This is a genomic window from Rhizobium sp. BK512, assembly GCF_014194915.1.
Lineage (GTDB): Bacteria > Pseudomonadota > Alphaproteobacteria > Rhizobiales > Rhizobiaceae > Rhizobium.
The window spans coordinates 329,105-355,259 of sequence record NZ_JACIAS010000006.1 but is presented as its reverse complement, the minus strand read 5'-3'; the positions used below and the strand labels follow the sequence as shown (position 1 = coordinate 355,259).

25 protein-coding genes are annotated in these 26,155 nt (G+C 61.6%); 14 read left to right on the top strand and 11 right to left on the bottom strand.

The genetic code is table 11. The features are described from left to right. Nucleotide 1: 1 nt before the first annotated feature. Together FHX06_RS22320 and FHX06_RS22315 are read left to right on the top strand one after the other, a co-directional pair. On the top strand, nt 2-916 hold the full coding sequence (locus tag FHX06_RS22320) for an MBL fold metallo-hydrolase (RefSeq protein ID WP_113203603.1): 915 nt from the start codon (nt 2-4) through the stop codon (nt 914-916). A gap of 2 nt (nt 917-918) precedes the next feature. Beyond that, nucleotides 919-1,374, top strand: a complete 456-nt coding sequence (locus FHX06_RS22315) for a thiol-disulfide oxidoreductase DCC family protein (RefSeq protein WP_113145826.1) — start codon at nt 919-921, stop codon at nt 1,372-1,374. 167 nt (nt 1,375-1,541) lie between these two features. On the opposite strand, the gene FHX06_RS22310 is transcribed toward FHX06_RS22315, so the two are convergent. Further along, entirely contained in the window at nt 1,542-2,447 is a 906-nt protein-coding gene (locus FHX06_RS22310) for a DUF1499 domain-containing protein (protein WP_113015056.1), read from the bottom strand. Between the two features lie 225 nt (nt 2,448-2,672). Here FHX06_RS22310 and FHX06_RS22305 point away from each other — a divergent pair, with 225 nt between their 5' ends. Further along, nucleotides 2,673-3,062, top strand: a complete 390-nt coding sequence (locus FHX06_RS22305; RefSeq protein ID WP_112542991.1) for a hypothetical protein — start codon at nt 2,673-2,675, stop codon at nt 3,060-3,062. Between the two features lie 52 nt (nt 3,063-3,114). Here FHX06_RS22305 and FHX06_RS22300 read toward each other — a convergent pair whose 3' ends face one another. Beyond that, complete coding sequence (locus FHX06_RS22300) at nt 3,115-3,360, bottom strand: hypothetical protein (RefSeq protein WP_007818080.1); 246 nt, start codon at nt 3,358-3,360, stop codon at nt 3,115-3,117. Nucleotides 3,361-3,468: 108 nt separating this feature from the next. Here FHX06_RS22300 and FHX06_RS22295 point away from each other — a divergent pair, with 108 nt between their 5' ends. Together FHX06_RS22295 and FHX06_RS22290 are read left to right on the top strand one after the other, a co-directional pair. Further along, entirely contained in the window at nt 3,469-3,666 is a 198-nt protein-coding gene (locus FHX06_RS22295) for a hypothetical protein (protein WP_113203602.1), read from the top strand. 72 nt (nt 3,667-3,738) lie between these two features. Then, a complete protein-coding gene (locus FHX06_RS22290; RefSeq protein WP_113203601.1) occupies nt 3,739-4,014 on the top strand; it encodes a hypothetical protein in 276 nt (91 codons plus the stop codon). On the opposite strand, the gene ppdK is transcribed toward FHX06_RS22290, so the two are convergent. The 4 genes from ppdK to FHX06_RS22270 all read right to left on the bottom strand — a co-directional run bounded on the left by ppdK (nt 4,008) and on the right by FHX06_RS22270 (nt 12,093). Continuing rightward, complete coding sequence (gene ppdK, locus FHX06_RS22285; protein ID WP_113014994.1) at nt 4,008-6,674, bottom strand: pyruvate, phosphate dikinase; 2,667 nt, start codon at nt 6,672-6,674, stop codon at nt 4,008-4,010. The two genes, FHX06_RS22290 and ppdK, sit on opposite strands and share 7 nt — an antisense overlap. Before the next feature lie 442 nt (nt 6,675-7,116). Then, nucleotides 7,117-10,575: a chromosome segregation SMC family protein gene (locus tag FHX06_RS22280; protein WP_113203600.1), complete on the bottom strand. Its 3,459-nt coding sequence runs from the start codon at nt 10,573-10,575 to the stop codon at nt 7,117-7,119. A 78-nt stretch (nt 10,576-10,653) separates the two neighbouring features. Then, the gene (locus FHX06_RS22275; protein WP_112971049.1) at nt 10,654-11,352 is read right to left on the bottom strand and encodes a DsbA family protein; all 699 of its coding nucleotides are present in this window, start codon (nt 11,350-11,352) and stop codon (nt 10,654-10,656) included. Nucleotides 11,353-11,601: 249 nt separating this feature from the next. Continuing rightward, the gene (locus FHX06_RS22270; protein WP_113145824.1) at nt 11,602-12,093 is read right to left on the bottom strand and encodes a DUF721 domain-containing protein; all 492 of its coding nucleotides are present in this window, start codon (nt 12,091-12,093) and stop codon (nt 11,602-11,604) included. A 97-nt stretch (nt 12,094-12,190) separates the two neighbouring features. Here FHX06_RS22270 and mutY point away from each other — a divergent pair, with 97 nt between their 5' ends. The 3 genes from mutY to FHX06_RS22255 are packed head-to-tail and all read left to right on the top strand — an operon-like array spanning nt 12,191 to nt 14,268. After that, a complete protein-coding gene (mutY, locus tag FHX06_RS22265) occupies nt 12,191-13,282 on the top strand; it encodes an A/G-specific adenine glycosylase (RefSeq protein ID WP_183880897.1) in 1,092 nt (363 codons plus the stop codon). A 2-nt stretch (nt 13,283-13,284) separates the two neighbouring features. After that, entirely contained in the window at nt 13,285-13,899 is a 615-nt protein-coding gene (locus FHX06_RS22260) for an HAD family hydrolase (RefSeq protein WP_112542983.1), read from the top strand. A 3-nt stretch (nt 13,900-13,902) separates the two neighbouring features. Continuing rightward, nucleotides 13,903-14,268 carry a nuclear transport factor 2 family protein gene (locus FHX06_RS22255; RefSeq protein ID WP_113213048.1) on the top strand — a complete coding sequence of 122 codons (366 nt, stop codon included), beginning with the start codon at nt 13,903-13,905 and terminating at the stop codon, nt 14,266-14,268. A gap of 129 nt (nt 14,269-14,397) precedes the next feature. Here the strand turns inward: FHX06_RS22255 and FHX06_RS22250 are convergent, their stop codons facing one another. From FHX06_RS22250 to FHX06_RS22240, 3 genes are all read right to left on the bottom strand, one after another. Further along, complete coding sequence (locus FHX06_RS22250) at nt 14,398-15,528, bottom strand: site-specific DNA-methyltransferase (protein ID WP_183880895.1); 1,131 nt, start codon at nt 15,526-15,528, stop codon at nt 14,398-14,400. A 147-nt stretch (nt 15,529-15,675) separates the two neighbouring features. After that, on the bottom strand, nt 15,676-16,035 hold the full coding sequence (locus FHX06_RS22245) for an antibiotic biosynthesis monooxygenase family protein (RefSeq protein ID WP_112542980.1): 360 nt from the start codon (nt 16,033-16,035) through the stop codon (nt 15,676-15,678). Then, the gene (locus tag FHX06_RS22240) at nt 16,032-16,361 is read right to left on the bottom strand and encodes an NIPSNAP family protein (RefSeq protein ID WP_112971054.1); all 330 of its coding nucleotides are present in this window, start codon (nt 16,359-16,361) and stop codon (nt 16,032-16,034) included. Before FHX06_RS22240 ends, FHX06_RS22245 begins: the two co-directional genes overlap by 4 nt. Nucleotides 16,362-16,432: 71 nt before the next feature. Between FHX06_RS22240 and FHX06_RS22235 the strand changes: the two genes are divergently transcribed. Continuing rightward, nucleotides 16,433-17,119 carry an ArsR/SmtB family transcription factor gene (locus FHX06_RS22235; protein WP_112971055.1) on the top strand — a complete coding sequence of 229 codons (687 nt, stop codon included), beginning with the start codon at nt 16,433-16,435 and terminating at the stop codon, nt 17,117-17,119. A gap of 78 nt (nt 17,120-17,197) precedes the next feature. Here FHX06_RS22235 and FHX06_RS22230 read toward each other — a convergent pair whose 3' ends face one another. Further along, complete coding sequence (locus FHX06_RS22230) at nt 17,198-17,866, bottom strand: GntR family transcriptional regulator (protein ID WP_112543128.1); 669 nt, start codon at nt 17,864-17,866, stop codon at nt 17,198-17,200. Nucleotides 17,867-18,026: 160 nt separating this feature from the next. On the opposite strand from FHX06_RS22230, the gene FHX06_RS22225 reads away from it, so the two are divergent. After that, a complete protein-coding gene (locus tag FHX06_RS22225; protein ID WP_112542977.1) occupies nt 18,027-18,716 on the top strand; it encodes an HAD family hydrolase in 690 nt (229 codons plus the stop codon). 154 nt (nt 18,717-18,870) lie between these two features. On the opposite strand, the gene FHX06_RS22220 is transcribed toward FHX06_RS22225, so the two are convergent. Continuing rightward, nucleotides 18,871-19,557 (bottom strand): hypothetical protein, encoded by a 687-nt coding sequence (locus tag FHX06_RS22220; protein ID WP_183848403.1) that lies wholly within the window; start codon nt 19,555-19,557, stop codon nt 18,871-18,873. 262 nt (nt 19,558-19,819) lie between these two features. On the opposite strand from FHX06_RS22220, the gene thrC reads away from it, so the two are divergent. From thrC to FHX06_RS22200, 4 genes are read left to right on the top strand one after another with little or no spacing between them, the layout of a single operon-like run. Beyond that, nucleotides 19,820-21,220, top strand: coding sequence for a threonine synthase (gene thrC, locus FHX06_RS22215; protein WP_183880892.1), 1,401 nt, complete (start codon nt 19,820-19,822; stop codon nt 21,218-21,220). A gap of 27 nt (nt 21,221-21,247) precedes the next feature. Continuing rightward, entirely contained in the window at nt 21,248-22,546 is a 1,299-nt protein-coding gene (locus tag FHX06_RS22210; RefSeq protein ID WP_112542974.1) for a M16 family metallopeptidase, read from the top strand. Nucleotides 22,547-22,576: 30 nt separating this feature from the next. Beyond that, nucleotides 22,577-23,191: a GNAT family N-acetyltransferase gene (locus FHX06_RS22205; RefSeq protein WP_112542973.1), complete on the top strand. Its 615-nt coding sequence runs from the start codon at nt 22,577-22,579 to the stop codon at nt 23,189-23,191. After that, entirely contained in the window at nt 23,188-26,100 is a 2,913-nt protein-coding gene (locus FHX06_RS22200; RefSeq protein ID WP_183880882.1) for a sensor domain-containing phosphodiesterase, read from the top strand. The genes FHX06_RS22205 and FHX06_RS22200 overlap by 4 nt, the downstream gene beginning before the upstream one ends. The last annotated feature ends 55 nt before the right edge of the window (nt 26,101-26,155 follow it).

Below are 26,155 nucleotides of genomic sequence, written 5' to 3'. Positions count from 1 at the left end.
CATGTCCGGCGCGAACTTCGATCTTTTCTTCGATCCGGCCTATGGGCGGGCTGTTCCGGTCGCAGAGGGCATCCAACGCCTGACGGCGAATAATCCGAGCCCTTTCACCTTTCACGGCACGAACAGCTATATCGTCGGCGGCTCATCGGTCGCCGTTATCGATCCGGGACCGGCGAATGCGGCACATTTCGACGCGCTGATGACAGCGCTTGCCGGCCGGCAGGTGACGCATATTTTCATTAGCCATACTCATCGGGACCACTCGCCGCTTGCAAAACGGCTGAAAGCGGAAACCGGCGCACTGACGGTCGGCGAAGGACCGCACCGCCCCTCGCGGCCGCTGCGCGAGGGCGAGGTCAACCCCTTTGCCGAAAGCTCCGATACGGATTTCGTGCCGGATATCGCTATCCGTGACGGACAGACGATTTCCGGCGACGGCTGGGCGCTGACGGGGGTGCTGACGCCCGGCCACACGGCCAATCACGCAGCCTTCGCGCTCGAGGGAAGCGGCATCCTTTTTTCCGGCGATCATGTGATGGCCTGGGCAACGACGATCGTTGCACCGCCGGATGGATCCATGGCGGACTATATGGCCTCGCTAGACAAGCTGCTTGCCCGCGATGACGGCCTGTTGCTGCCCGGCCATGGCGGGCCGGTGACTTCGCCTGCGCCCTTCCTGCGCGGGCTGAAGACGCATCGGCGCCTGCGGGAACGCTCGATCATCGAACGTATCCGGACGGGGGAAAGCACCATCCCCAGGATGGTCGAGATGATCTACCGCGATACCGATAAGCGACTGCATGGCGCGGCGGCACTTTCGGTACTGGCGCATATCGAAGAACTCATGGAGCGTGGCGAAGTCACCGCCGATGGGCCACCTTCGCTTGTTGCGCATTATCGGTTGGCCGGAGGCTGAGAATGGCAAGGTCCGCGGATTACACCTATCGCGACGATCCTTCCGTGCCGGCCTTTGCTGATGACAAGCCGCTGATCCTCTTCGATGGCGAATGTGTCTTCTGCTCCGGCTGGGTTCAGTTCCTGTTGAAGCGGGACAAGGAAAAGCGCTACCGCTTCATCGTCGCCCAGACGCCGCTCGGCGAGGCACTCTACCGGCACTACGGGCTGGAGACGCGGGATTACGAGACCAATCTGCTGATCGACAAGGGCCGTGCCTATTACAAATCCGATGCGACGATCCGGATGCTGGAAGGGCTTGGTTTGCCTTGGGCTCTGGCCGGTGTGTTGCGGATCGTGCCGCGGCGGATTGCGGATGTCGTCTATGGGGTGGTTGCGCGGAACCGGTTGAGGATTGCAGGGCGGCGGGAGAGTTGCATGGTGCCGACGGCTGACGTGCGGGAGCGGTTTTTGGGGTAGCGTTGGGATGGCGTGTGGTGCCCGCTGACCCGCCGCAATTCTGGGAAACGCTGCGGTAACGGCGTTTTGATGTGCCTCACCGTATCCCGGCCCTTCGCATGGCTCAGGGCGTTCGCCCCTGTAATCGATCCACTGGATCGATTACTGCCGCTTTGCGGCACCGGGGCTCACCCACCCGCAATCCCGAGAAGCTCTGAATCGAGGGCACCAAGATATTGCTCGGCCTCTTCGGCGCTGAAGCCGAGGTCGTGCTGACCATAGCGGGAGGCGACGCGCACGTCGACGAAGGTGGTTTCGGCCTCTTCGCGCAGGCGGATGATGAAATCGAAACGCAGACCGAGGACGAGGGTGCGGGTCGTGCCTTGCAGGATCACGCCATTGGCGCCGCGGATCATCTTCGCCACATCATCCTCATAGGGGCGCGGCGTCGGCACGGGGATGACATCGGGCGAATCGGCCACACCGCTTTCCGGCTGAGCCGGAACCGGCTTGTCCTCAAGCTCGCGGCCGGGCGTCGTATCGCCTTCGCTTTTGGTGATGGTGACGCCGTTCTGCTTGGCGACCTTCTTCACGGCCTCCAGAACACGGTCGAGCGCTCCGTCGTAACGGCGGCCCGTGAGCTCCGGATAGGCGGAAAGCTGCTTCTCGCGGTCGCCTGACGTCACGACCGGTTCACGAGGCAGCCAGATCTGGTCGGCCTGCGGCGTCGAGAGCCAGTCCGGCGCGGAAGCGGTATCCGTGGTCACGTCGTAGATTGCCGGCAGGGTGAAATAGCGCTCCGCCGCAAAGGCGCCGATGCCGAGCGGAAAGGCTGCATAGATGAGCGCCGCCAGCGCATTCGTCCCGCCCTCGGCACCGGTCATCCAGAGGCTGCGCAGGCCGATGGCAGCCAAGAGGGTCGCGAGGACCGCGCAGCCGACCGAAACGAGCAGCACGAGGATGAGATAGGGTGTCGCCAGACCGCCGAAGCGATGGGCAATCAGCACCGCTACCGAGAGCACGAGCGCAAACGCCCCGAAATGCCGCGATAAGCGGGCAGCGCTGGAAACGGGACGATCGAAACGGATGGCCATCAAAACTACCGGTTGGTCGGCGGCGAGCAATCGAATGAAGCTGCTGCCATCGACTTTTCTAGTGCAAGATTCGTCTAAATTGAAACTCTTGTCTGAGCATTGCCGAAGCAATCCACGTCAAAGGTCCAAGTCTGAGGGCGCTCTCTCTGTAAGCTATTGCTGATATGCCGTAAAAAGGCCATTCTACCGGGGTCTGATACATGTCCCACGAAACAGGAGAGACAGATGATCTCGTCCGAAATGAGGGAAAGGCCGCAGGCATCTTCGCTTGGCGGCATCGAGCGTGGCGAGCCGCTCTTGCCGCTGGAACTTCTCGAACTCGAACTCTCGCTGGAAGGCTATGCCGATGGCGAGGCCGGATTCTGCGAAGCGGTGCGCAGAGCTGCTGCCGAAACCCGTGGCGAATTTCTCTTCGACCTGCCGGCGGCGGGGCTTGTCGAGGATTGCAGGCGAATCGCCGTGCTTCGCATCCCGACGTCGGACAAGACGATGCGGGTGGTTCTGGCCTTGCTCGACCAGAACGGTACGGAAATCCGAATGCAGGCGCCCGATGAGGACACCGAACATCTGGTGCGCTTCGCCGATGCCTTCATCGAGGTCCTCGAGCGGATCTGAATCCCAAGCGTCTCGTTAGCGCAAAACCGCTGTAGATTTCGCGAGCCATGCTTCAATCGCGGCCGGCCGCAGCTTCCGCCAGCGAGCGGAAAGGAAATTTGCGGCCGCATTCGCATTTCAGCATGAATGTTTCCTGATGCACCGAGGGGCGCTGCACAAAGAAGCCGCGCGGCAGCTGATCGACCTTGAAATCGGGAGTCTTGCGCTTGGCATCATCAATCTCGGAGGCCTCCGCAAAGCCGCTATTGCCGCATTGCGGACAGGTGAGTTTCTTCGAGAATCGATCGCGGATCGCCATGGTGCTCTTTCCTGTGAGTTGCCTTTGCTCTTACATAGGAATGCATGGCGGTGAAAGTGGAACCAAGCCTGCACCCTGCCGTTCCTTCTTCAGTGAAGGAGGTAAATCATGCCCAACAGAGACCCCATCCCGGCACCCGGCGCAGAGTCGCCGCTTGGCCCGCAGCCGACACCGGGTATTCCCGACCGCACCCAGGAAAAACCGCCGTTGACCCCGGCCCAGGATCCGAGCGATACGAAGAACCCGGAGGATCCGCCACTCGATCCAGCCCTTCTGCCGATCGGTGACCCCGCGGGCGCAGCCTGATATATAGTCGGGTTGACGACGTCAGACGGATCGATTCTCCTGGCCTGGCGTTCATGCTCGAGGAAGATACCGATGCGCCCATATATCCTGCCCCTTCTTGCCGTTCTGGCCGCCGGGCTTGCCGCCTGCCAGACGCTGACGCCCGAGGAGCGGCGGGCACGTGACGAGCAGACCTGCACCGGCTACGGCTTCAAGCGCGGAACGGATGGTTTTGCGACCTGCCTGCAGCGGATCGAGCTCGACCGCCGTGCCCAGGCCCGCTACGACAGCGACTGGGTGATGGCCGATATGGCCTATAATCTGAACGGTCCCAATTACTACCCGCGCTATTACCGCTACCGTCACTGAGCGGCGGCAATGACCGCCTGGGCGGCCGCGAGCCGGGCGATCGGCACGCGGAAGGGCGAGCACGAAACGTAATCGAGGCCGATCGTCTCGCAGAAATGGATCGAGGCGGGATCGCCGCCGTGTTCGCCGCAGATGCCGAGCTTCATGTCGTTGCGGGTGCGCCGCCCGCGCTCGGCGGCAATGCGGATCAGTTCGCCCACGCCATCGAAATCCAGGGATATGAAGGGATCATGCTCGATGATGCCCTTGCGCTGGTAGGTCGGGATGAAGGCCGAGGCATCGTCGCGCGAAATGCCGAAAGTGGTCTGGGTCAGGTCGTTTGTGCCGAAGGAGAAAAATTCGGCCGCCTCGGCGATGACGTGGGCACGCAGTGCGGCACGCGGCAGCTCGATCATCGTGCCGACGAGGTAATCGATGCGCATCTTGGCTTCCGACATGACATCCTGTGCCACGGCATCGATCTTCGCCTTGACGTAATCGAGTTCGGAGCGAAGGCCAACGAGCGGCACCATGATTTCGGGAACGACGGCGGCACCCGTTTCCTTTGCAGCCGCGACCGCCGCCTCGAAAATCGCGCGGGCCTGCATCTCGACGATCTCGGGATAGGAGATGGCAAGGCGGCAGCCGCGATGGCCGAGCATCGGATTGAATTCGTGCAGCGCGTCGACACGCTGGCGCAGAGCCGAAGGCTCCATGCCCATGGCATAGGCGACCTCGGCGATCTCCTCGTCACTCTTCGGCAGGAATTCATGCAACGGCGGATCGAGGAGGCGAATCGTCACCGGCAGCCCGTGCATGACGGAGAACAGGCCGGTGAAATCGCCCCGCTGCATCGGAAGGAGCTTGTCGAGAGCGCGCAGCCTGCCCTTCTCGTCCTCGGCGAGGATCATCTCGCGCATGACATGGATGCGCTCGCCCTCGAAGAACATATGCTCGGTACGACAAAGGCCGATACCTTCGGCACCGAAAGAACGGGCCGCGCGGGCATCGGCCGGCGTGTCGGCATTGGTGCGCACCGTCATGCGGCGAGCACGATCCGCCCAGCCCATGATGCGGCCGAAATCGCCTGACAGTTCCGGCTGGATCATCGGCACCTCGCCCTTGAGGACCTGGCCGGCGGAACCGTCGATGGTGATGACATCTCCCTTTTTCAGCGTCACGCCGATGCCCATCAGCCGCTCATTGCGGGCGTCGATGCGCATGGTGCCGGCGCCGACGACGCAAGGGATCCCCATTCCGCGGGCGACGACAGCCGCATGGCTGGTCATGCCACCGCGTGTGGTCAAGATGCCTTCGGCAGCATGCATGCCGTGAATGTCTTCGGGGCTGGTCTCGACGCGCAGCAGGATGACCTTGCGACCTTCCGACTCTGCCTCAACCGCCTCTTCCGCCGTGAAGACGATCTCGCCGGTCGCTGCACCGGGTGACGCCGGCAGGCCGGAGCCGATCACCTGGCGGCTGACACGCGGATCGATGGTCGGATGCAGGAGCTGGTCGAGCGTCGACGGCTCGATGCGCAGGACGGCTTCGTCCTCGGTGATGACACCTTCGTCCACCATGTCGACGGCGATCTTCATGGCTGCCCTGGTCGAGCGCTTGCCGGAGCGCGTCTGTAGCATCCAGAGCTTGCCGCGCTCGATGGTGAATTCGATGTCCTGCATGTCGCGGTAATGCGACTCCAGCTCGGCGCAGATGCTGCCGAACTCGGCAAAGGCCTCGGGCATCAGCTTTTCCATCGAGGGCTTTTCGGAACCTGAGGCTATGCGCCCCTCCTCGGTGATGCTTTGCGGCGTGCGAATGCCGGCAACCACGTCTTCACCCTGCGCATTCACCAGGAATTCGCCGTAGAGGATCTTCTCGCCCGTCGAGGGGTTGCGGGTGAAGGCAACGCCCGTCGCCGACGCGTTGCCAAGATTACCGAAGACCATGGCCTGGATATTGACGGCAGTGCCCCAGGCTTCCGGAATATTGTGAAGTTGGCGATAGGTGACAGCGCGCGCGTTCATCCAACTCGCAAACACCGCGCCGACAGCGCCCCAGAGTTGTACCGCCGGATCCTGCGGGAAGGCCTCGTCCAATTCTTCTTCGATCAGCGCCTTGTAGAGCGAAACGACATGCTGCCATTCGGAAGCGCTGAGCTCGGTATCGAATTCGTGGCCAAGGCGCGCCTTCTCATCCTCGAGAATTTCCTCGAAGAGATCGTTGCCGAGCCCCATGACGACATCGGCATACATCTGGATGAAGCGACGATAGCTGTCCCAGGCAAAGCGCGCATCCCCGGCGTCATGGCCGAGCGCCTGCACCGTCTCGTCATTCAGGCCGAGATTGAGCACCGTATCCATCATGCCAGGCATGGAAACACGAGCGCCTGAGCGAACGGAGAGCAGAAGAGGCTGTTTGCCCGCGCCGAAACGGCGGCCGGTGATCTGCTCGATATCCGCAATGCCTGCGAGCACCTGTTCCTTCAATGCGGGATCGATCTTGCGGCCGTTCTTGTAATAGGTGGTGCAGGCTTCGCTGACGATGGTGAGGCCAGGAGGGACCGGGAGGCCGAGGCTGCACATTTCGGCGAGATTGGCGCCCTTGCCGCCAAGGATCTCCTTGTCTCGCGCCCGGCCTTCAGCCTGCCCATTGCCGAACGTATAGACCCACTTGGTCATCTTCCCCCCAACACCATTTCGGGGACCAGCTTAATCCCTTGGTGTTGAAATGAAAATCGACAAATGCGGCGAAATGTTGCGTCGCACAATAAATCCGCAACAGGAGGCAAGATCAAACGGTTGAAACGGAGGAGACGCGGTGCAAGCGCATAAAAAAAGCTTTGCGGGACTGCAACAACCGTCCCGCAAAGCCTTGTTTCCGTCCGGCCAGGAAAACCGGACGGGGGGTCCATCTATGCCATGTGATCTTCGACCGTTCGCCCCCAACCCGAAGACAGCATTGCAAATTCCACGGTACGCAACGACCGATTGCTACTTATCCGTACCGGCGCGGTTGCGATAAAACAACTTCTAATGCAATGCGCGCAAAAGAGCATCACCCAAATGGGGTACGCACCCGATGTCAGGGTGACCTTTTTTGGTCTTTAATTAAAATGCCACCTCAGGCCGTCTCACGGAGACGCTCTGCAGTCTGCAGATCAACCGAGACCAGCTGAGAAACACCCTGCTCGGCCATCGTCACACCGAAGAGGCGATTCATGCGCGCCATGGTGATCGGGTTGTGGGTGATGATGACGAATCGTGTCTCGGTGGAGGCCGCCATCTCGTCCATCAGGTTGCAATAGCGCTCGACATTGTGGTCGTCGAGCGGGGCATCCACCTCGTCCAGCACGCAGATCGGCGCGGGATTGGTGAGGAAGACGGCAAAGATCAGCGCCATTGCCGTCAACGCCTGCTCGCCGCCGGAAAGCAGCGTCATGGTCTGCGGCTTCTTGCCGGGCGGGCGGGCGAGGATTTCGAGGCCGGCTTCCAGCGGATCGTCTGATTCAATGAGCTGCAGTTCCGCCGTGCCACCGCCGAAAAGGTGGGTGAAGAGCCGCTGGAACTGGGCGTTGACGACGTCAAAGGCGGCAATCAGTCGTTCGCGGCCTTCACGATTCAGGCTCTGGATCGCGCCGCGCAGTTTTCTGATGGCATCGATGACATCGTCTCGTTCCTTGATGAGCGCTTCCAGCTTCTCGCTGAGCTCCTTCTGCTCCTCGTCGGCCCGCAGGTTGACGGCGCCCAGACGCTCGCGCTCGATCCTTAGCCGCTCCACTTCGCGCTCGACCTCGCGCGGATCCGGCAGCGTCTGCAGTCCCGGCCGGCCGGCGAGGCGCAACGCCTCATGGGGCTGTACATTGAGTGTCTCACGAATGCGCTGTTCGCTCTCCTGCCGCTTCTCGCGTGCGGAGACGAGGCGCTCCTCGGCGCGGCCGCGGCGCTCGCGGCTTTCAGCAAGCTCCGAAAGCGCTGTCGCCGCCTTGTGGTCGGCGTCGCGCTGCAGCAGCTCGGCTTCAGCCAGCAGATCAGCGGCATGACGGCGGGCCTCCTCGGCCTTCTGCAATTCCGTCAGCAAAGCACGGCGCTTGTCATCGAATTCATCGGGCGCCATTTCAAGCTCGGCGGCTTCTTCGCGGGCCTCCTCCTCACGATCGCGGAGCGTTGCAATGTGATCTTCCGCACTTGCGGCGCGCTGTCGCCATGTCTCGCGCTCCTGGCCGATGGCGACGATGCGGCGCTGGCGCGCATCGTTCTCGCGGTTCAGGCTCTCATGGCGAGCGCGCGCTTCAGCAAGCGCACCGCGATCGGTCGCGACTTCGGCCTGCTGAAAGCGCAGACTGTCATCGAGCGCGGCCAGATCTGGCGCATCTTCGAGTTCGATGCGGGCATTTTCTTCCTGAACGGCAACATCTTCGAGCTGCGACTGCAACTGACTGACGGCTTCGGCAACGACATCGCGGCGGCGAATGAGATCGCCCGAGGCGCGCTCAGCAGCGGCCAGAGCCTCGCGTGCCTCGGCAAGATGACGGGCGGACAGGCGGTTCATGTCGCGGGCGTCAGTGAGCCTGCGCTCCTCTTCACGGATCGCATCGGCGGCAGCGGCAAGGCGCTCCTCTGCTTCGGTCAGAACATCGCGAGCGAGTTCAGCCTCACCTTCGAGCTCAGCGAGGCGGTTTTTCTGGGCGAGACGAAGAGCGGCCGCACTCGGTGCGTCCGCGCCGGCGACATGGCCATCCCAGCGATAAACGGCGCCTTCCCTGGTGACCAGCCGCTGGCCGGCCTTGAGTTCCTTCACCAGACGCGGCGCATCGGTGGCCGCCACCAGGCCTATCTGGCGCAGGCGACGGATCAGCGCGGCGGGTGCACGAACGTGGTTCAGCAGCGGCACAGCACCAGCAGGCAATCCGGGATCGCCGACACCATCGCCGTTTTCCGACCAATGGGCGGGCGCATTCGGGTCGAGCGGGGATTCGAGGTCGTCTCCGAGGGCGGCACCGAGCGCGGTTTCGAAACCGCGATCGACTTTCAGCTCTTCGGCAACCGGCGGGAATTCGCCTGTGGCGGCGCCTGCCAGCATGCGCTGGATTGTGCGTGCTTCCGTCTCAAGCGCGTTGAGCTTGCTGCGTGCCTGATCAACCGGAGCGCGGGAGAGCGCTTCCATCTCGCGCGCCTCGGCGAGTGCCAGTTCGACGGACTGGATCGCCGCTTCGGCATCGGCGACGGCGATCTCGCCGGCTTCCACCACGGCGCGCTTTTCTTCCGGGTCCGGCAGCGTTGCGATCCTCTCGCCGACACCGGCAAGCTCGCGGTTGGCCTCGTCCATCTGGCGTTCGAGCCTGAGCTTGCGATCGGCGAGATCGCGGATGGCGCGTTCCAGCTGGTTGCGTCCGGCCGCGGCTTCAGCGCGCTCCGCGGTCAGGGTGGTGAAGATACGCTCACTATCTGCGAGCTTGGTGGCAGCCTCTTCGAATACCTGCCGCGTCTCCTCGGCATAACGGCCGGAATCGGCGAGGGTTTCGGCGATATCGGCCTCTTCGGCATCGAGCCTTGCCAAGATGACGGCATTGTCGGCGACAAGCCGTTCCTCGCGCCTGATATCTTCGGCAAGCTGCGTCAGACGACGGGTGAGTTCATCGCGACGGCGCAGGATGCGGTTGGCATCTTCCTCAAGCTGGCTGCGGGCGATCTGCAGGCGCTGGAGGGCGGCCGCGACCCTCGCCTCGCCTTCGCGCAGTTCAGGCAGTTTCAGGCTGGCAATGCCCTGGCTCTTAGCCGCCTCCATCTGGATCTGCGCCTTTTCGGCGACGACGACGGTTGCCTGATTGAGTGCGCTATCAGCCTCCGCCTCAGCTTCCTTCGCCTGCACCCAACGGATGTGCAAGAGCATAGCCTCGCGGGCGCGAATATCGGCAGAGAGCGTCTTGAAGCGGTTTGCCTGGCGCGCCTGGCGCTTCAGGCTCTCGATCTGGCTTTCGAGCTGCGACGTGACGTCATCCAGCCGCTCCAGATTGCTTTCTGCGGCGCGCAACCGAAGCTCGGCCTCATGGCGGCGGGAGTGCAGGCCGGAAATCCCGGCCGCCTCTTCCAGCAACTGGCGGCGTGCCTGCGGCTTTGCGGAAATCAGTTCGCCGATACGCCCCTGCCCCACCATCGAGGGAGAGCGAGCGCCGGTGGAAGCATCCGCGAAAAGCAGCTGAACATCCTTGGCGCGGCTTTCCTTTCCGTTGATGCGATAGATCGATCCCTGCTCACGCTCGATGCGTCGGGTGACCTGAATTTCATCGCTGTCATTGAAGGCGGCAGGCGCGGTACGTTCGCCATTATCAAGATAGAGCGCGACTTCGGCGGTATTACGCGCCGGGCGGTTTCCCGAGCCGGAAAAGATCACGTCGTCCATGCCGGACGCGCGCATGTTCTTATAGGAATTCTCGCCCATGACCCAGCGCAGGGCCTCGACGAGGTTGGACTTGCCACAGCCGTTCGGTCCGACGACACCCGTCAGGCCACGCTCGATAATGAATTCGGTCGGTTCAACGAAGGATTTGAAGCCGACAACGCGGAGCTTGTTGAACTTCATGCCACGGCCTCACACCGCGCAAAAGAAAAAGCGGGCGCACGGCTTTCGCCGTCGCCCGCCTTCGCAAAGCGGTACGGATCAGAGGAGGCTGTCGATGAGGGCCGACATGGTGTCAACCGGCATGTCTCCAGAATAGCGCTTGCCATTGATGAGGAACGTCGGCGTGGCATTGACGCCGAAGTCCTTGGAACCCCGTTCCCGCGTGGCATTCACTTCATCCAGCAGTTTCTGGTTCGTCAAGCACTTCGTGAAGCTATCCTCAGTAAATCCGGCAAGCTTCGACATCTGCAGCAGCGCAGCGCGGCCATCATCGGCTGCTGCCCAGACCTGCTGCTGCTTGAAGAGCATGGCTACCATCGGGAAATACTGTTCAGGCGTTGCCAGCTCCTCAGGCTTCTGCGGGTTACAGCGGGCGAGCATGAAGGCGGCGGCAGCGCGGGGGTCGAAGGGGAATTCGCGCAGGATGAACTCGACCTTGCCGGTATCGACGTATTTCTGCTTGATGGTGTCGAAGGTCGTGTTGTGGAAGTGGGCGCAGTGCGGGCAGGTCATCGACATATATTCGACGATCTTGACCGGGGCATCGGCTTTGCCGAGTGCCATTTCCGGCAGCGCGCCGGGCTCCAGCACCTTGGCCATGTCGACATCGCCGTCCGGCTTCGGAATTTCCGGGGCTGCCTGCGCCTGCGCCGTACCGTATACCGCCATGGATGCGGTTGCGGCGGCGACACCGCCCAGAAGCTGGCGTTTCGTCAATTGCATTTCAGAGATGCGCATGGGTTCCCCATAAACAAGTGTGGCAGCTGCTTGTGCGATATAACGGCCAGAAGCCGCTAACAAGGCACGCTTCGCCAACTTTCTTCAAAGAATTGTGACCTGCGAAAGACGAATAGTCAAAAGAGTGCAGGATTTTGCCCTATCGATTGAGATCGCGACGATTGCCGACACGCAGAACCAGAAACCGGACCGCGTCGTCATCGATATCGTCAATCACGCGATAGTCGCCGGCGAGGCGTCAAACGACACCTATCTGCCCCGCTTGCCCAATACCGCCGTCCCCAGGCGAGCGATCGCCTGTCTGATCTTTTCATCCTCCAGGCCCTGCATCATGCCTTCCAGCTTGCGGGCCGCCTCGCCCTTCAAAGGCGGCGGCGTGCGGGAGCGTTTGACTGGCTGGTAGACCGGTTTCTGGACGATTCGGAGTTGGTGGACGGCGGCAAAGCCGAAGAAGCTGTTGATGCGCTGGATAAGCTCACCCTGCGCGTGGGTGAGGAAAAGAGCGCGTGCGCCCTCGCAGGCAACCGTCAGCACACCGGGACGGAAGCTTCCATCATCGCCCCCGCCGCGGGCCCAGGCGATCTTTTCCGGGCGGGTGCAATCGGCGAAGTCCTCGCCGGCGATTTCGTCCCAGGAGCCGAGAAGTGCGCTGTTGATGCCGGCACGGCGGGCGAGAACGGGATCGATGATGCCGTTCGTCAGCTCTGCAATCTGCTTCTCATCTTTGCGTGGATAACTCATCGAAACCTTGGTAAGCGACGTCCATCGGCGGCCGTCGGCTTGATCACGCCGCCTTGCTTCGCCAAGTATAGATCACTTCCCCCGATCGCGGCAAATAATGACGATACGCACATTGGACGCGCCGACTGCCTCCCCTCTCCTGGAATGGTACGACCGCCATCATCGCGACCTGCCCTGGCGGGTTTCGCCACCGATGGCGAAGCGCGGCATCAAGGCCGATCCCTATCACGTCTGGCTGTCCGAGGTGATGCTGCAGCAGACGACGGTGCAAGCGGTCAAACCCTATTTCGCGAATTTTCTGGCGAAGTGGCCAACAGTGACCGATCTCGCCGATGCACCTGTTGAAGCTGTCATGGCAGCCTGGGCGGGGCTTGGCTATTACGCACGGGCACGCAATCTCAAGAAATGTGCCGAGGCGGTCGCGAGCCGGCATGGCGGCATCTTTCCCGACACCGAAGAAGGCCTGAAAGCGCTGCCCGGCATCGGCGACTATACGGCCGCGGCAGTCTCGGCCATCGCCTTTGACCGGCAGGCCGCCGTGATGGACGGCAATGTCGAGCGGGTCATCTCCAGGCTCTATGCCATCGCTACGCCGCTTCCAGCCGGCAAGCCGCTGATGCGCCAGAAGGTGGCGCTGCTGACGCCGGCCGACCGACCCGGCGATTTTGCCCAGGCGATGATGGATCTCGGCGCCACCATCTGTACGCCGAAGCGCCCGGCCTGCTCGCTCTGTCCGTTCAACGGATCGTGCGAGGCATTGCGGCTACATGATCCCGAGCAGTTTCCGGTCAAGGCCGCCAAGAAGGAAAAGCCGATCCGGCGGGGTGCGGCATTCGTCGCGGTCACCTCCGATGGCGATATCCTGCTTCGGCGACGGATTGAGAGCGGGTTGCTCGGCGGCATGACGGAAATTCCGACGACAGCATGGACCGCGCGGCAGGACGGCGAGACCTCAGCCGAAGCGGCACCCTTCAAGGCTGACTGGGAGAGCGCCGGCAGCGTCACCCACGTCTTCACCCATTTCGAGCTCAGGCTTTCGATCTTCCGCGTGGCAATTACCAATCGCCTTCAAATCGATGACGGCTGGTGGGAGCCAGTTATAAATCTTGAAGCTCAGGCGCTGCCGACTATCATGAAAAAAGCGATCGCAGCGGCTATTCCTCTCGCGTTCAAAACAGCCAAGGGATGATTATGGCAAACGACATCAAGCATATCGTTTTCGATATTGGCAAAGTTCTTATTCATTACGATCCGCAAATTCCCTTCAGCCGCCTTATTCCCGATGAGGCCGAGCGCAATTGGTTTTTCGCCAATATCTGCACGCACGACTGGAACGTCGAGCAGGACCGCGGCCGCACCTGGGCCGATGCCGAGGCCTTGCTGATCAAGGAGCATCCGACCCGCGAAGAGCATATCCGCGGCTTTCGCAAGAACTGGCACGAGATGATACCGCATGCCTATGAAGACAGCGTCGCGATCATGGAGGGCTTCATCAATGAAGGCCGGGACGTGACGATGCTGACCAACTTCGCGTCCGACACATTCCGCGAGGCGCAGGAACGCTTTCCGTTCCTCAAGAAGCCGCGCGGCGTAACCGTTTCCGGTGATGTCGGCCTCATCAAGCCCGATATCGCGATCTACGAAACGCATGCGAAGAGTTTCGACCTCGATCCGGCCGCGACGATCTTCATCGACGACGCACCCGTCAATGTCGAGGGCGCTAAGGCCGCCGGCTGGAACGCCGTGCTCTTCACCGGCGCCGACAAGCTGCGCGCCGACCTCGCGACTTACGGTTTGAGGGCCTGAGCCATGGCTTTCGATCCCGCTGACGCCATCGACCGCTTCCACGCGGCGATCAACGCGCTCGATTTTCCCGAGATCGAGCGCTGGTTCGCCGAGGATGCGACCTACGTCTCCAACGGCGTCGGCAGCCTTGCCGGCCGGGCCGAGATCATGACTGCCTTCCGACGCTATTTCGACGATTACCCTGACCAGACGGCGGAAAACTCCCTGGTGGAAACGCTGACGCCGTTTTCCGGCCGGGCTGTCTGGTCCGTTCGGGCAACACACAGCAAAACCGGCAAGCCGTTGATCCGCGAAGGCGAGGAAACGATCACCTTCAATGCGGACGGCAAGGTTACGCGGGTCGATGTGACCGACTACCAGGAATTCTGAGGCGAGATTGCTGCCGCTTTTGCAGAAACAAGAAGCCCGGGGTCTTTCGGTCCCGGGCTTCTTGTTTCTTCTTCCGTAACTGGAGGTACAAACCGGAAGAAGCTGTATCTCAATCCTGCAAGATGTTGCTCAATCCATCTTTGCAAGGTCGCTGCGGATGATGGACCGCAAGTCGTCGATCGGGCGCAGGGATTGCCCGTCGTCGAAGTGCCAGAAGGTCCACCCGTTGCATGCATCAAGGCCCTGCACTTTCGCGCCGAGACGATGAATGGAGCCGGCCTCGCCACCAGCGGCGACCGTGCCGTCGGCGCGCACCACGGCGCTGTAACGCCGTCTGGCATCCGTCAGCACCTGGCCGGGCTTGATAAGGCCGCTTTCGACCAGTACGTTGAAGGCGACGCGGGCTTCGGCCTTCTTGCCGGTCATGACGGTCAGTTCCGCCTTGCCGAGCGGCTCGACGGCGGCGATGCGGGCAGAGGCCGCATCGATATAGTCCTGCTCACGCTCGATGCCGACGAAGTGGCGGCCGAGACGCTTGGCAACGGCGCCGGTCGTTCCCGAACCGAAGAAGGGATCGAGAATGATATCGCCGGGCTTCGACGAGGCCATGATGACGCGGGCGAGCAACGCTTCCGGCTTCTGCGTCGGATGGACCTTCTTGCCATCGTCACCCTTCAGGCGCTCGTTGCCACTGCAGATCGGGAAGAGCCAGTCGGAGCGCATCTGCACATCGTCATTGGCGGCCTTCATGGCATCGTAATTGAACGTATAGCCCTTGGCCTTGGCGTTCGGGCTCGCCCAGATCATCGTTTCATGGGCATTCTGGAAACGACGGCCCTTGAAATTCGGCATCGGGTTCGTCTTGCGCCAGACGATGTCGTTGAGGATCCAGAAGTTCAGATCCTGCAGCGTGGCGCCAACGCGGAAGATATTGTGATAGGAGCCGATGACCCAGATCGTGCCCGTCGGCTTCAGCACGCGGCGGCAGGCGAGCAGCCAGGCGCGCGTGAAGGCATCATAGGCCTCGAAGGAGGCGAACTGATCCCATTCGTCGTCGACCGCATCGACCAGCGACTGGTCCGGCCGGTGCAGTGTGCCGCCAAGCTGGAGGTTATACGGCGGATCGGCGAAGATGACGTCAACCGACTGGTTCGGAAGAGCGTCAAGGGCTGCAACGCAATCGCCCTTGATGATCGTGTCGACCCAAGAACCCGGCTTGACGGAAGCCTTGAGGTCGGCAAGCGGAAAAACAGACGCCATTTAGATACTCACTCATACGCTTTACGCTTAACTGTCCGTTATGGTTACGCAAGTTGGTTACCAAAGGCTGAAGCATCGACCCGTTTCGGGAAAATATTCGGGTTTGCGCGTAGGAGAGAGGCAGGCACAAGCCGGTGTCTGCCCCTTTCATTCCACGACATGAAGGCTATGGACGTGCCTGCTGTCTTCAGGTGCTTCGGCCCGCTCGATCATGCCATAATCCCTGATCACCTGGCCGATACGCAGGCGATAGTCTGCGAAAATGCCGTTGCGGCCGGCCGTCTGGGCCGCGCGATGGGCCTCGAGATTGCGCCACTCGCGGACCGCCTCTTCGTCCCTGAAGAACGAGAGCGAGAGGATCTTGCCGCGCATAGTCAGGCTCTCGAAACGCTCGATGGAGATGAAGCCGTCGATCTTTTCGAGTTCGGATCTGAGTTCGCCGGCCAAGTCGAGATAGCGATGGCGTTCGCCGACATAGGGGATGACTTCGAAGATGACGGCGATCATGGCAGCACCAGTCTCGCATGTGGGGCCGAGACATTCTTCAGGAAGATGCGGTCCTCTTTCAGGATGAAGCGTTCACGGCGGGCGAATTCGTAGTTCTCCCGACCGAGCGGATCGGCGGCAAGCCTTGCGCGATAGGCCTCATAGGCTGTCAGGCTTTCGATGTTGTAGACACCATACGCCGTCGTCGCGGAACCCTCGTGCGGGCCGAAATAGCCGATCAGGTCGGCGCCGTTTCTCGGGATCGCCTGCCCCCAGTTGCGGGCATATTCGGCAAAGGCATCCTTGCGGAACGGGTCGATCTCGTAGCGGATAAAGCAAGTGATCATCGTTTTCTCCTTTCGTATGAGAAGCGTTTTCGCACATTGCCGTACGAGAATGCTTCGGTTACGATCGAAGTATGAAAGAAGGGCCTGACATTGCTCAGATCGGCGCGCTCATCGGCGATCCGGCGCGCGCCAATATGCTGGCGGCGCTGACCGGCGGGCGTGCGCTGACGGCAACCGAACTTGCTGCGGCCGGCGGCATCACCCTGCAGACCGCAAGCACGCACCTTTCAAAACTCGAAGCCGGCGGCTTGCTGGCGCAGCGCAAGCAGGGGCGACACCGCTACTTCACGCTCGCCGACGAGGCAGTCGCGCGGCTGATCGAAAGCATGATGGGCCTTGCGGCAAGCCGAGGGCATCTGCGCCATCAGCCCGGTCCGAAAGACCCGGCGCTGCGCAAGGCGCGTATCTGCTACGATCATCTGGCGGGCGATTTTGGCGTGCGCATGCTGGACAGCCTCGTTGCCTCCGGGTCGATCGATGCCATCGGCGACGGGCTTGCGGTGACGGCGAAAGGCGAGAGCGATCTGCAATGTATCGGCATCGATGTCGGCAGCCTCAAGTCCTCCCGCCGGCCGCTCTGCCGCTCCTGCCTCGACTGGAGCGAACGCCGCGCCCATCTTGCCGGCAGCCTCGGCAAGGCGCTGCTTTCGAATTTCATGGAGAAGGGCTGGGCAAGGCGGATACCGGAAAGCCGCTCCGTGGTCTTTTCACCCGAGGGCGAGCGGCAGTTCCTCAAGCTCTTTCCGCTGGAAGGCTAAGGCGCGACAAGCGTATTCCTGAATGGTTGCGAGCGACCATGGTGCAAAACGCGCTCAGGTACCTATAATTTTGAGAATTCAGCCGACGATGGCAAAAGCTTCCCGTTCGCCGCCCTTCTGGGCGGGTTGCGGGGCACGTCCGATCCACTGCACATGCTTTTGCAGGATGGCGGCAGCCTCCTCGGCCTTACCCTGGCGAAGTGCGGCAAGGATGGCCCTGTGATCGTGATCCGTGCGTTTTTCCCAACCGGATCGCCAGGCGGAAAACAGGAAGCGGGCACTTGCCGCATGGAGGTCGTCGATCGAGGCGAGCAGGCGCGGCATGGCGCAAGGGGTGAGGATCAGGCGGTGGAAGCGGCGGTTCGCCTCTTCCCAGGCATGCACATCGGCAGCGGCATCGCCTTCACGTGTCGCCTCCTCCGCAGCGTCAAGAATGGCGGGCGTCAAGTGGCGGCTGGCATGTGTCAAAGCAAGCACTTCGAGTGCGGCGCGCATTTCAGCGACCTCGCGCACCTCGGCGAGATCAAAGGAGGCGACGCGAACGCCACGGCGCGGCTCGCTGATCGCCAGTCCCTGCGCCTCCAGCCGACGGAAAGCCTCGCGTACCGGCACATGGCTGGTGTCGAACTCCTCGGCAATATGGTCCTGTCGAAGACGGGCGCCAGGCGCAATCTCGCCATGGACGATGCGCTCTGCAAGCACGCGGGCGATGCGCGCGGTGATGGTGTCTTCAGGTTCCCTGCTCATTGCCATCAAGTAGCGAGCCCTGCAGGACTTGTCGAGGTGGGACGGAACCTGCTCCCGGCAAAGCTGCCCGCACAATGCATTCCAGCCATGCCGTGCAGCCGATTGAGCTTTCGGCGGCCATCGTGTAAAGCCGCATCATCCCCGAATAAGGCATGAGTATATGGACGGCTTCGACCTCATCATCTTCGACTGCGACGGCGTTCTGGTCGATTCCGAAATCATCGCTGCCAACGTGGAATCGGTGCTGCTGACCGAAGCAGGCTATCCGATCAGCGTCGAGGAGATGAACGAGCGCTTCGCCGGCCTGACCTGGCAGGACATACTCTTCCAGATCGAGCGCGAGGCCAGCATTCCGATCTCGGCATCCCTGCTCGACAAGTCGCAGCAGATCCTGGACGTGCGGCTCGAACAGGAAGTGCAGGCTATCCCCGGTGTCGAATATGCCGTCGGCCGCCTTCCGATGAAGCGTTGCATCTGCTCCAATTCCTCGAGCAAGCGGCTCGATATGATGCTTGGCAAGGTCGGCCTGAAGCAGCTCTTTGCACCAAACATCTTCTCCGCCAAGGATCTCGGCCCCGATCGCGCCAAGCCGAAGCCGGATATTTTCCTGCATGGCGCCAGCCAGATGGGCGTTTCGCCTTCCAGGACTGTCGTCGTCGAAGATTCCACCCATGGCGTTCATGCTGCACGCGCGGCAGGCATGCGGGTCATCGGCTTCACCGGCGGCTCGCATACCTATCCGTCGCATGCCGACAAGTTGACGGATGCGGGCGCAGAGACGGTGATTTCACGCATGAACGATCTGCCCGGCGTTGTCGCCGCGTTGGCGGAGTGGGAAGGCGTGCTTTAAGGGCGCAGCCTTGAAACTCGAGCGGAAGAAATCCGCACCGGGAGCCCGCAACCTGCGGGCTTTTTTGCATCTAGGGTGAAGTTTGTCGCGCGGCAGCATGCACCACGCCAATGGGCGCGTTGGGTCTCGCAGGAGTGATCAAGCGGCCGATGCTTCAGCTGCTCTTCTTCTTCGAGTTCTTTGCGTTCTTGGAGGGTTGAGTGTCGAAACCGACATTGACGCGCACGAGAGCACCGGAGCCGACCGGCATCTTGATGCCTTCATGGCGGAATATGACCTGGGTGGCCGGTGCGCCGGCCGGGATCTGGGCTGGGAAATTCACGACTTCGGACGACAAAACATCCTGGCCATCCAGCACCGAGATGCGGATCGGCAAGGTGACCGGGCCGGAGGCGCCGCCCGGGCCGGCGACGAGGCGAAGCTGCGCCACGACGGTCATCGAAAGTGCCGTATCGTTCAGCGTGCACTGGCGGGTGTAGTCACCGAAGGATGCCTGGAAGACGACTTGCTGCGGGTCGCCGGCCTTTGCGCCCTTCGCGTAGGTGCGATAGATCGCATCCTGATCGCGCATGAATATCTGCGGGCAAGCGCCCTGAACCACCGGCGCGACCCTGCCTTGTGCGGTAACGCCGGTGCCGATCGGGGCCTGGTTCGACGAAGGATTGGTCGGTGCGACCGGCATGATCTGGGCATCGCCATTCGGCTGAAGCGGCGCCGGGCCGGTTGCCGCGGCGGTCGCCTCAGGCTTGCTGTCGCCGCCGAGGCCAAGCGAATTGCAGCCGGCAAGGGCGGCAAAAAGCGATGCAGAAACAATGAGACGCGAGACCTTGCCGAGCACGATATTCCACCCCTTGCAGACGCTTTTCTTCTAGGTGCTTGCGACTTTCCCGCAAGGCCTTTCATGACAGTTGGCGATGGTCTATATCAGCGGCGCAAAGAAAAATCGATTGGGTAAGCACCGTTTTGATGCACTTTTCGGCGCCGGATGCGGGCAACTTCAATAACATACCTGCGGCAATGCCCCGGCGAGCCGGCAAGCTCCCTCTTTTCAACGCGGCGACTGTCCGTTTTTCGCGCGGAAACTCTCCAGCCATAGATCAAGGATGACGAACGTGGACTATATCTCGACCCGCGGCGAGGTCCCTTCCCTCGGCTTTTGCGACGCCCTTCTGGCAGGGCTGGCGCGCGATGGCGGGCTCTATGTTCCGCGCAAATGGCCGAGTTTTTCCAAAAAGGAAATCCGGGCGCTGCGCGGCAAGACGTATCAGGAGATCGCCTTCACCATCCTTTCGCCCTTCACCAATGGCGAAATCCCGGACGAAACCTTCCGGGCGATGATCGACGAAGCCTACGGCACTTTCCGCCATCCGGCGATCGCGCCGCTGGTGCAGACCGGCCCGAACAGTTTCGTGATGGAACTGTTCCACGGCACGACGCTCGCTTTCAAGGATGTGGCGATGCAGCTTCTTGCCCGCCTGATGGATTACGCGCTGGAAAAGCGCGGCGAGCGGGCAACGATCGTCGGCGCCACCTCGGGCGATACGGGTGGTGCAGCGATCGATGCTTTTGCCAACCGCGAGCGCACCGACATCTTCATCCTCTTCCCGCATGGCAAGGTTTCGCCCGTACAGCAGCGCCAGATGACGACGTCGACATCGGGCAACGTGCACGCGCTTGCCGTGGAAGGCAATTTCGATGATTGCCAGAACCTCGTCAAAGCCATGTTCAATGACACGGCCTTCCGCGACAAGGTGAAGCTCTCGGGCGTCAATTCGATCAATTGGGCGCGCATCATGGCCCAGATCGTCTACTATTTCACGACGGCGATCGCACTCGGCGGGCCGGACCGGAAGATCTCATTCACGGTGCCAACGGGCAATTTCGGCGATATCTTCGCCGGCTATTGTGCCAAGCGCATGGGACTGCCGATCGACAAGCTCGTCATCGCCACCAACGAGAACGATATTCTGGCGCGCATGTTGAAAACCGGCCGCTACGACATGAAAGCGGTGAAGGCTACGACTTCGCCTTCCATGGATATCCAGATATCCTCGAACTTCGAGCGGCTGTTGTTCGAAGCCTATGACCGCGACGCCTCCAAGGTTCGCGCCGCAATGGAAAGCCTCAAGCAATCCAATGGTTTCGAAATTTCGCCCGACGCGCTGAAATTCATCAAGAAGGATTTCCGTGCCGGTCGCGCAAGCGAGCGTCAGGTGGCAGAAACAATTCGCAAGACCTATGAAGAAACCGGCTATCTCCTCGATCCGCATTCCGCGATCGGCGTCTTCGTCGCCGCCAAGCGGGAAAAGCCGAATACGCCGATGGTGACGCTTGCGACTGCGCATCCGGCGAAATTCCCCGCTGCCGTAAAATCCGCCTCCGGTATTGACCCGGCGCTTCCGACGTGGCTTGCTGATGTGATGCACAGGGAGGAGCGCTTCCAGATCATCGAGCCCGAGCTCAAAGCGGTTGAAACCTTTATCGGCAAGCATGCCCGCAGCTAGATGACGGCAAGCGCAGAAAGATAGCACATGACAGTTGAGTGCACCCGGCTCAAATCCGGGCTGACAGTAGTCACACAGACCATGCCGCACCTTGAAAGCGCTGCGCTCGGAGTCTGGATCAAATCAGGTTCGCGTAACGAGACGGAAGACGAGCACGGTATTGCCCACCTGCTCGAACACATGGCCTTCAAGGGAACGGCACGCCGCTCCGCCCGCGAGATCGCCGAGGAAATCGAGGATGTCGGCGGCGAAGTGAACGCTGCGACCTCCACCGAAACGACCTCTTATTATGCCCGTGTCCTGAAGGATCACGTACCGCTCGCCGTCGATATCCTCGCCGATATCCTGACGGAATCCGCCTTCGAGGAAGAAGAGCTGGAGCGCGAGAAGCAGGTCATCCTGCAGGAGATCAACGCGGCCAACGACACGCCCGACGACGTCGTCTTCGACCGCTTCTCCGAGGTCGCCTATCGCGGCCAGACGCTCGGGAGACCAATCCTCGGCACGCCGGAAACCGTCGTTTCCTTCACGCCGCAGCAGATCCGCACCTATCTCGGCCGCAACTACACGACCGACCGGATGTTCGTGGTGGCGGCGGGCGCCGTCGAGCATGACGAATTCGTTCGCTTGGTCGAAGACCGCTTCGCCAGCCTGCCGACCACGCCCAATGCGCCGCCGGTCATGGAGCCAGCGCGCTACATCGGCGGCAATGTGCGTGAGCCGCGCGACCTCATGGACGCGCAGATCCTGCTCGGCTTCGAGGGCAAGGCCTACCACGCCCGCGATTTCTATTGCTCGCAGATCCTCGCGAATATCCTCGGTGGCGGCATGTCCTCCCGCCTCTTCCAGGAAGTGCGCGAGTTTCGTGGCCTCTGTTATTCCGTCTACGCTTTCCACTGGGGCTTTTCCGATACCGGCATCTTCGGCATACATGCCGCAACCGGTGGCGAGAACCTGCCGGAACTGGTGCCCGTCATCATCGACGAGTTGCACAAGTCGGCCGACAGCATCCATCAGAAGGAAATCGAGCGCGCCCGCGCGCAAATCCGCGCCCAGCTTCTCATGGGCCAGGAAAGCCCCGCCGCCCGCGCCGGCCAGGTCGCCCGGCAGATGATGCTCTACGGTCGCCCGATCTCCAATCCGGAGATGATGGAGCGCTTGGAAGGCATCACCATCGAGCGTCTGACCGACCTAGCGGGTCGCCTGTTCTACGACACCGTTCCGACGCTTTCGGCGATCGGTCCGCTTGAGCAGCTTGCCCCGATGGAAGACATCACCGCCTCGCTTTCGGTCCCGGCACCGAAGACGAAGCAGGCGAGCCTCTGACCGACACATCCGTTGCGCCGAGGGGTATCGATGCCAAAATCGGTTTTTCGGTTCCTATCGCGACAGCCTGAAGCGGTCGAACTCGAAAACGATAAATATGTCCTGCGCCTGCCGCGCTATCAGGATTTCAGCCAGTGGCACCGGCTTCGCGCCGATAGCCGCCGATTTCTGGAGCCCTGGGAGCCGACATGGCGGCGCGACGAGTTGACCGAGGGATCGTTTCGCGCCCGGGTGATCCGCGGCAAACAGGAATATGCTTCGGGACAGGCAGTCCCGCTCTTCATTTTTCTAAGAAAGGACATGACGCTCGTTGGCGGCGTCACCATCGGCTATATCCGCCGGGGTGCGGCCCAAAGCTGCATGATCGGCTATTGGATGGGCGAGCGTTTTGCCGGCCAGGGCCATATGTTTGCCGCACTTCAACTGGTTATTCCTTATATCTTCGCCGGGCTTGAGTTGCACCGTATTGAAGCAGCCTGTATTCCAGACAATGCACGGAGCATTCGCCTGCTTGAGAAAGCCGGGTTCCAGCGGGAAGGCTACCTGCGCGGATATTTGAAGATCAACGGTCAGTGGCATGATCACGTGATGTTTTCACGTCTGGCCAGTGACGCGGATACAGGCAGGAAACCCAACAGCCGATGAACAAAGACCGCATGCTGCTGACGTCACCGTCCGGACGAGTGATCACGGTGATCGCAGCCCTTCTCCTGTCGGTATTCGCCCTTGTGGCGGGAACCGTGCAGGCGGCCGAACCGGTGAAGATTTCCCGCGACGATACAGCGCTGGACCTGACTGCCACGACCGAAATCTACGCCAACCAGGGCGAAGCCTTCCAGGTATCCACCGCGGCCGGCGCCGATGGTATCCGCCGACGTATCGAAGTGCGCGCAAGTTCGGAAAACCATCAGGGCGACTGGGCAGTCTTTGCGCTTGCCAATGTCTCGGAAGAGCAGCTTGAGCGCGTCATCGTCGCGCCGCACTTCCGTCTCGTCAATTCCAAGCTGTTCTGGCCCGATCTCGGCTCGCAGCGCATCATTGCCATTACCCCCAGCGAAGGTTTTGCGCTCGACCGCCAGCCGAGCGACGAAGCGGACGTCTTCCGCATCACGCTGAACCCCGGTGCCGTCATCACCTTCGTGGCCGAGCTTGCGACACCCGACCTGCCGCAGATCTATCTGTGGGAGCCGGATGCCTACAAGGACACGATCAACGCCTTCACGCTCTATCGCGGCATCGTGCTCGGCATTGCCGGCCTGCTGGCGGTTTTCCTGACCATCCTTTTCGTCGTCAAGGGAACCTCGATGCTTCCGGCGACGGCGGCACTCGCCTGGGCAGTGCTCGGCTATATCTGCGTCGACTTCGGCTTCCTTGGAAAGCTGATCAGCGTCGCCTCGGCGGATCAACGAATATGGCGCGCCTGTGCGGAGGTGGCGCTCGCCTCGAGTTTCGTGATCTTCCTCTTCACCTATCTCAATCTCAACCGATGGCATGTGCATCTGGGTTACGCCACGCTTGCCTGGGTGCTGGGTCTTGCGCTGCTCTTCGGCGTTGCGATCTACGATCCGTCGATTGCGGCCGGCATCGCTCGGCTCTCCTTCGCACTGACGGCGGCGACCGGCCTCCTGCTGATCATCTACCTCGGCTTCAACCGCTATGACCGCGCCATCCTTCTTGTGCCTGCCTGGGCGCTGACGCTTGTGTGGCTGTTTGGCGCGTGGATGACGATCACCGGCCGGCTCGACAATGACATCATTCAGCCCGCACTCGGCGGCGGTCTCGTCCTCATCGTGCTCCTGATCGGTTTCACCGTCATGCAGCACGCCTTTGCGGGCGGCGCTTTCCAGCAGGGCCTGTTCTCCGATCTCGAACGCCAGTCGCTGGCGCTGACGGGCTCCGGCGACATGGTCTGGGATTGGGACGTAGCGCGCGACCGCGTCGTCACCATTCCCGATGTTTCCGTAAAACTCGGGCTTTCGCCGGGCACGATGCATGGCGCGGCGCGCAACTGGCTACCGCGGCTGCACCCTGACGATCGCGACCGTTTCCGGGCAACGCTTGACGTGCTCCTGGAACATCGCCGCGGCCGGCTGAACCACGAGTTCCGCATCCGCGCCGAAGACGGGCACTTCCATTGGCTCCTGATCCGTGCCCGGCCGGTGCTCGGCTCGAACGGCGAAATCATTCGCTGCGTGGGCACGATCGTCGATGTGACCGAGCAGAAGAACTCCGTCGAGCGGCTACTGCACGATGCGCTGCACGACAACCTGACGGGCCTGCCGAACCGGCAGGTCTTCATAGACCGCCTGCAGTCGGTGCTGACGCTGGCACCGGGTGGCGAGACGCTGCGTCCGACCGTGATGGTGATCGACATCGACCGCTACAAGCTGGTCAACGATTCGCTCGGAGTGGCCGCGGGCGACAATATCCTGATCGCACTCACCCGGCGTCTCCGCCGTCTTCTGAAACCGCAGGATACGCTGGCGCGTCTCTCGGGCGACCAGTTCGGCCTCATCCTTGTTTCCGAGCACGATCCGGCCAAGGTCGCCGATTTCGCCGATGCGATGAGCAAGGCGATCATGGTGCCGATCAACTTCTCTAACCGCGAGATCATCCTGACCGCTTCGATCGGCCTTACCTCCTGGGTGGACCAGCAGGAAAGTGCATCCGGCCTGCTCAGCGACGCCGAGCTTGCCATGTATCGGGCCAAGCGCGCCGGTGGCAACCGCGTCGAGCCCTTCCAGCCGGCCTTCCGTGATTTCGGAACCGACCGCCTGCAGCTTGAATCGGATCTGCGCCGCGCCATCGAGCGCAAGGAACTTTCGATGGTCTACCAGCCGATCGCACGGCTGGAGGATGTCGAGATTGCCGGTTTCGAGGCGCTGATGCGCTGGGAACATCCCAAGCGCGGCAATATCCCGCCTTCGGAATTCATCCCGATCGCCGAAGCCTCCGACATCATCGGCGCGCTCGGCATCTTCGCGCTGGAACAGGCGACCAACGACCTGATGGGGTGGCAGAACCAGACCGGCGAATTGCCGATCTTCGTCTCCATCAACCTTTCCAGCGTACAGCTTCTCAACAACGAGCTTTACGACGACGTCCGCTCGGTGCTGGCGAAAACCCATTGCGATCCTTCAAGGCTGAAACTGGAACTGACGGAATCCATGGTGATGGAAAATCCGGAACAGGCCCGTCTCGTGTTGCAGAAGCTGAAGGAAGCAGGCCTTGGCCTGGCGCTCGACGATTTCGGCACCGGCTATTCCTCGCTTGCCTATCTCACCCGCTTCCCCTTCGACACGATCAAGCTCGACAAGGCGCTGGTGCGCGACAACAGCGACAAGAAGGCAACTGTGCTGAGATCGGTGATCTCCATGGCGCGCGAGCTGGAGATGAAGGTGGTCGCCGAGGGCATCGAATCCAATGAGGATGCGATCGAGCTTGCCAAGATGGGCTGCAGCTATGGCCAGAGCTATCTCTTCGGTCCGCCGATGCCGTCGGAATCGGTTCTGCGACTGCTGAGGGAACGGTTTCCGCTGACGAAGCGGGCCTGAGCGGATTTAGCTCGACCCAGTGCCCACAGAGGAATGCGGGGAGGACGCGGTTTAC

Coding starts and splice junctions, on each gene's coding strand:
- FHX06_RS22245 (WP_112542980.1), bottom strand. CDS start 16,035: ATGATCGCCGTCATCTTCGAAGTCATCCCCTATGTCGGCGAACGCCAT.
- FHX06_RS22320 (WP_113203603.1), top strand. CDS start 2: ATGTCCGGCGCGAACTTCGATCTTTTCTTCGATCCGGCCTATGGGCGG.
- FHX06_RS22280 (WP_113203600.1), bottom strand. CDS start 10,575: ATGAAGTTCAACAAGCTCCGCGTTGTCGGCTTCAAATCCTTCGTTGAA.
- FHX06_RS22235 (WP_112971055.1), top strand. CDS start 16,433: ATGAAAGAAGGGCCTGACATTGCTCAGATCGGCGCGCTCATCGGCGAT.
- FHX06_RS22260 (WP_112542983.1), top strand. CDS start 13,285: ATGGCAAACGACATCAAGCATATCGTTTTCGATATTGGCAAAGTTCTT.
- FHX06_RS22310 (WP_113015056.1), bottom strand. CDS start 2,447: ATGGCCATCCGTTTCGATCGTCCCGTTTCCAGCGCTGCCCGCTTATCG.
- FHX06_RS22295 (WP_113203602.1), top strand. CDS start 3,469: ATGCCCAACAGAGACCCCATCCCGGCACCCGGCGCAGAGTCGCCGCTT.
- FHX06_RS22210 (WP_112542974.1), top strand. CDS start 21,248: ATGACAGTTGAGTGCACCCGGCTCAAATCCGGGCTGACAGTAGTCACA.
- FHX06_RS22270 (WP_113145824.1), bottom strand. CDS start 12,093: ATGAGTTATCCACGCAAAGATGAGAAGCAGATTGCAGAGCTGACGAAC.
- FHX06_RS22225 (WP_112542977.1), top strand. CDS start 18,027: ATGGACGGCTTCGACCTCATCATCTTCGACTGCGACGGCGTTCTGGTC.
- FHX06_RS22250 (WP_183880895.1), bottom strand. CDS start 15,528: ATGGCGTCTGTTTTTCCGCTTGCCGACCTCAAGGCTTCCGTCAAGCCG.
- mutY (WP_183880897.1), top strand. CDS start 12,191: ATGACGATACGCACATTGGACGCGCCGACTGCCTCCCCTCTCCTGGAA.
- FHX06_RS22230 (WP_112543128.1), bottom strand. CDS start 17,866: ATGAGCAGGGAACCTGAAGACACCATCACCGCGCGCATCGCCCGCGTG.
- thrC (WP_183880892.1), top strand. CDS start 19,820: ATGACGAACGTGGACTATATCTCGACCCGCGGCGAGGTCCCTTCCCTC.
- FHX06_RS22275 (WP_112971049.1), bottom strand. CDS start 11,352: ATGCGCATCTCTGAAATGCAATTGACGAAACGCCAGCTTCTGGGCGGT.
- FHX06_RS22315 (WP_113145826.1), top strand. CDS start 919: ATGGCAAGGTCCGCGGATTACACCTATCGCGACGATCCTTCCGTGCCG.
- FHX06_RS22305 (WP_112542991.1), top strand. CDS start 2,673: ATGATCTCGTCCGAAATGAGGGAAAGGCCGCAGGCATCTTCGCTTGGC.
- ppdK (WP_113014994.1), bottom strand. CDS start 6,674: ATGACCAAGTGGGTCTATACGTTCGGCAATGGGCAGGCTGAAGGCCGG.
- FHX06_RS22240 (WP_112971054.1), bottom strand. CDS start 16,361: ATGATCACTTGCTTTATCCGCTACGAGATCGACCCGTTCCGCAAGGAT.
- FHX06_RS22300 (WP_007818080.1), bottom strand. CDS start 3,360: ATGGCGATCCGCGATCGATTCTCGAAGAAACTCACCTGTCCGCAATGC.
- FHX06_RS22200 (WP_183880882.1), top strand. CDS start 23,188: ATGAACAAAGACCGCATGCTGCTGACGTCACCGTCCGGACGAGTGATC.
- FHX06_RS22205 (WP_112542973.1), top strand. CDS start 22,577: ATGCCAAAATCGGTTTTTCGGTTCCTATCGCGACAGCCTGAAGCGGTC.
- FHX06_RS22290 (WP_113203601.1), top strand. CDS start 3,739: ATGCGCCCATATATCCTGCCCCTTCTTGCCGTTCTGGCCGCCGGGCTT.
- FHX06_RS22255 (WP_113213048.1), top strand. CDS start 13,903: ATGGCTTTCGATCCCGCTGACGCCATCGACCGCTTCCACGCGGCGATC.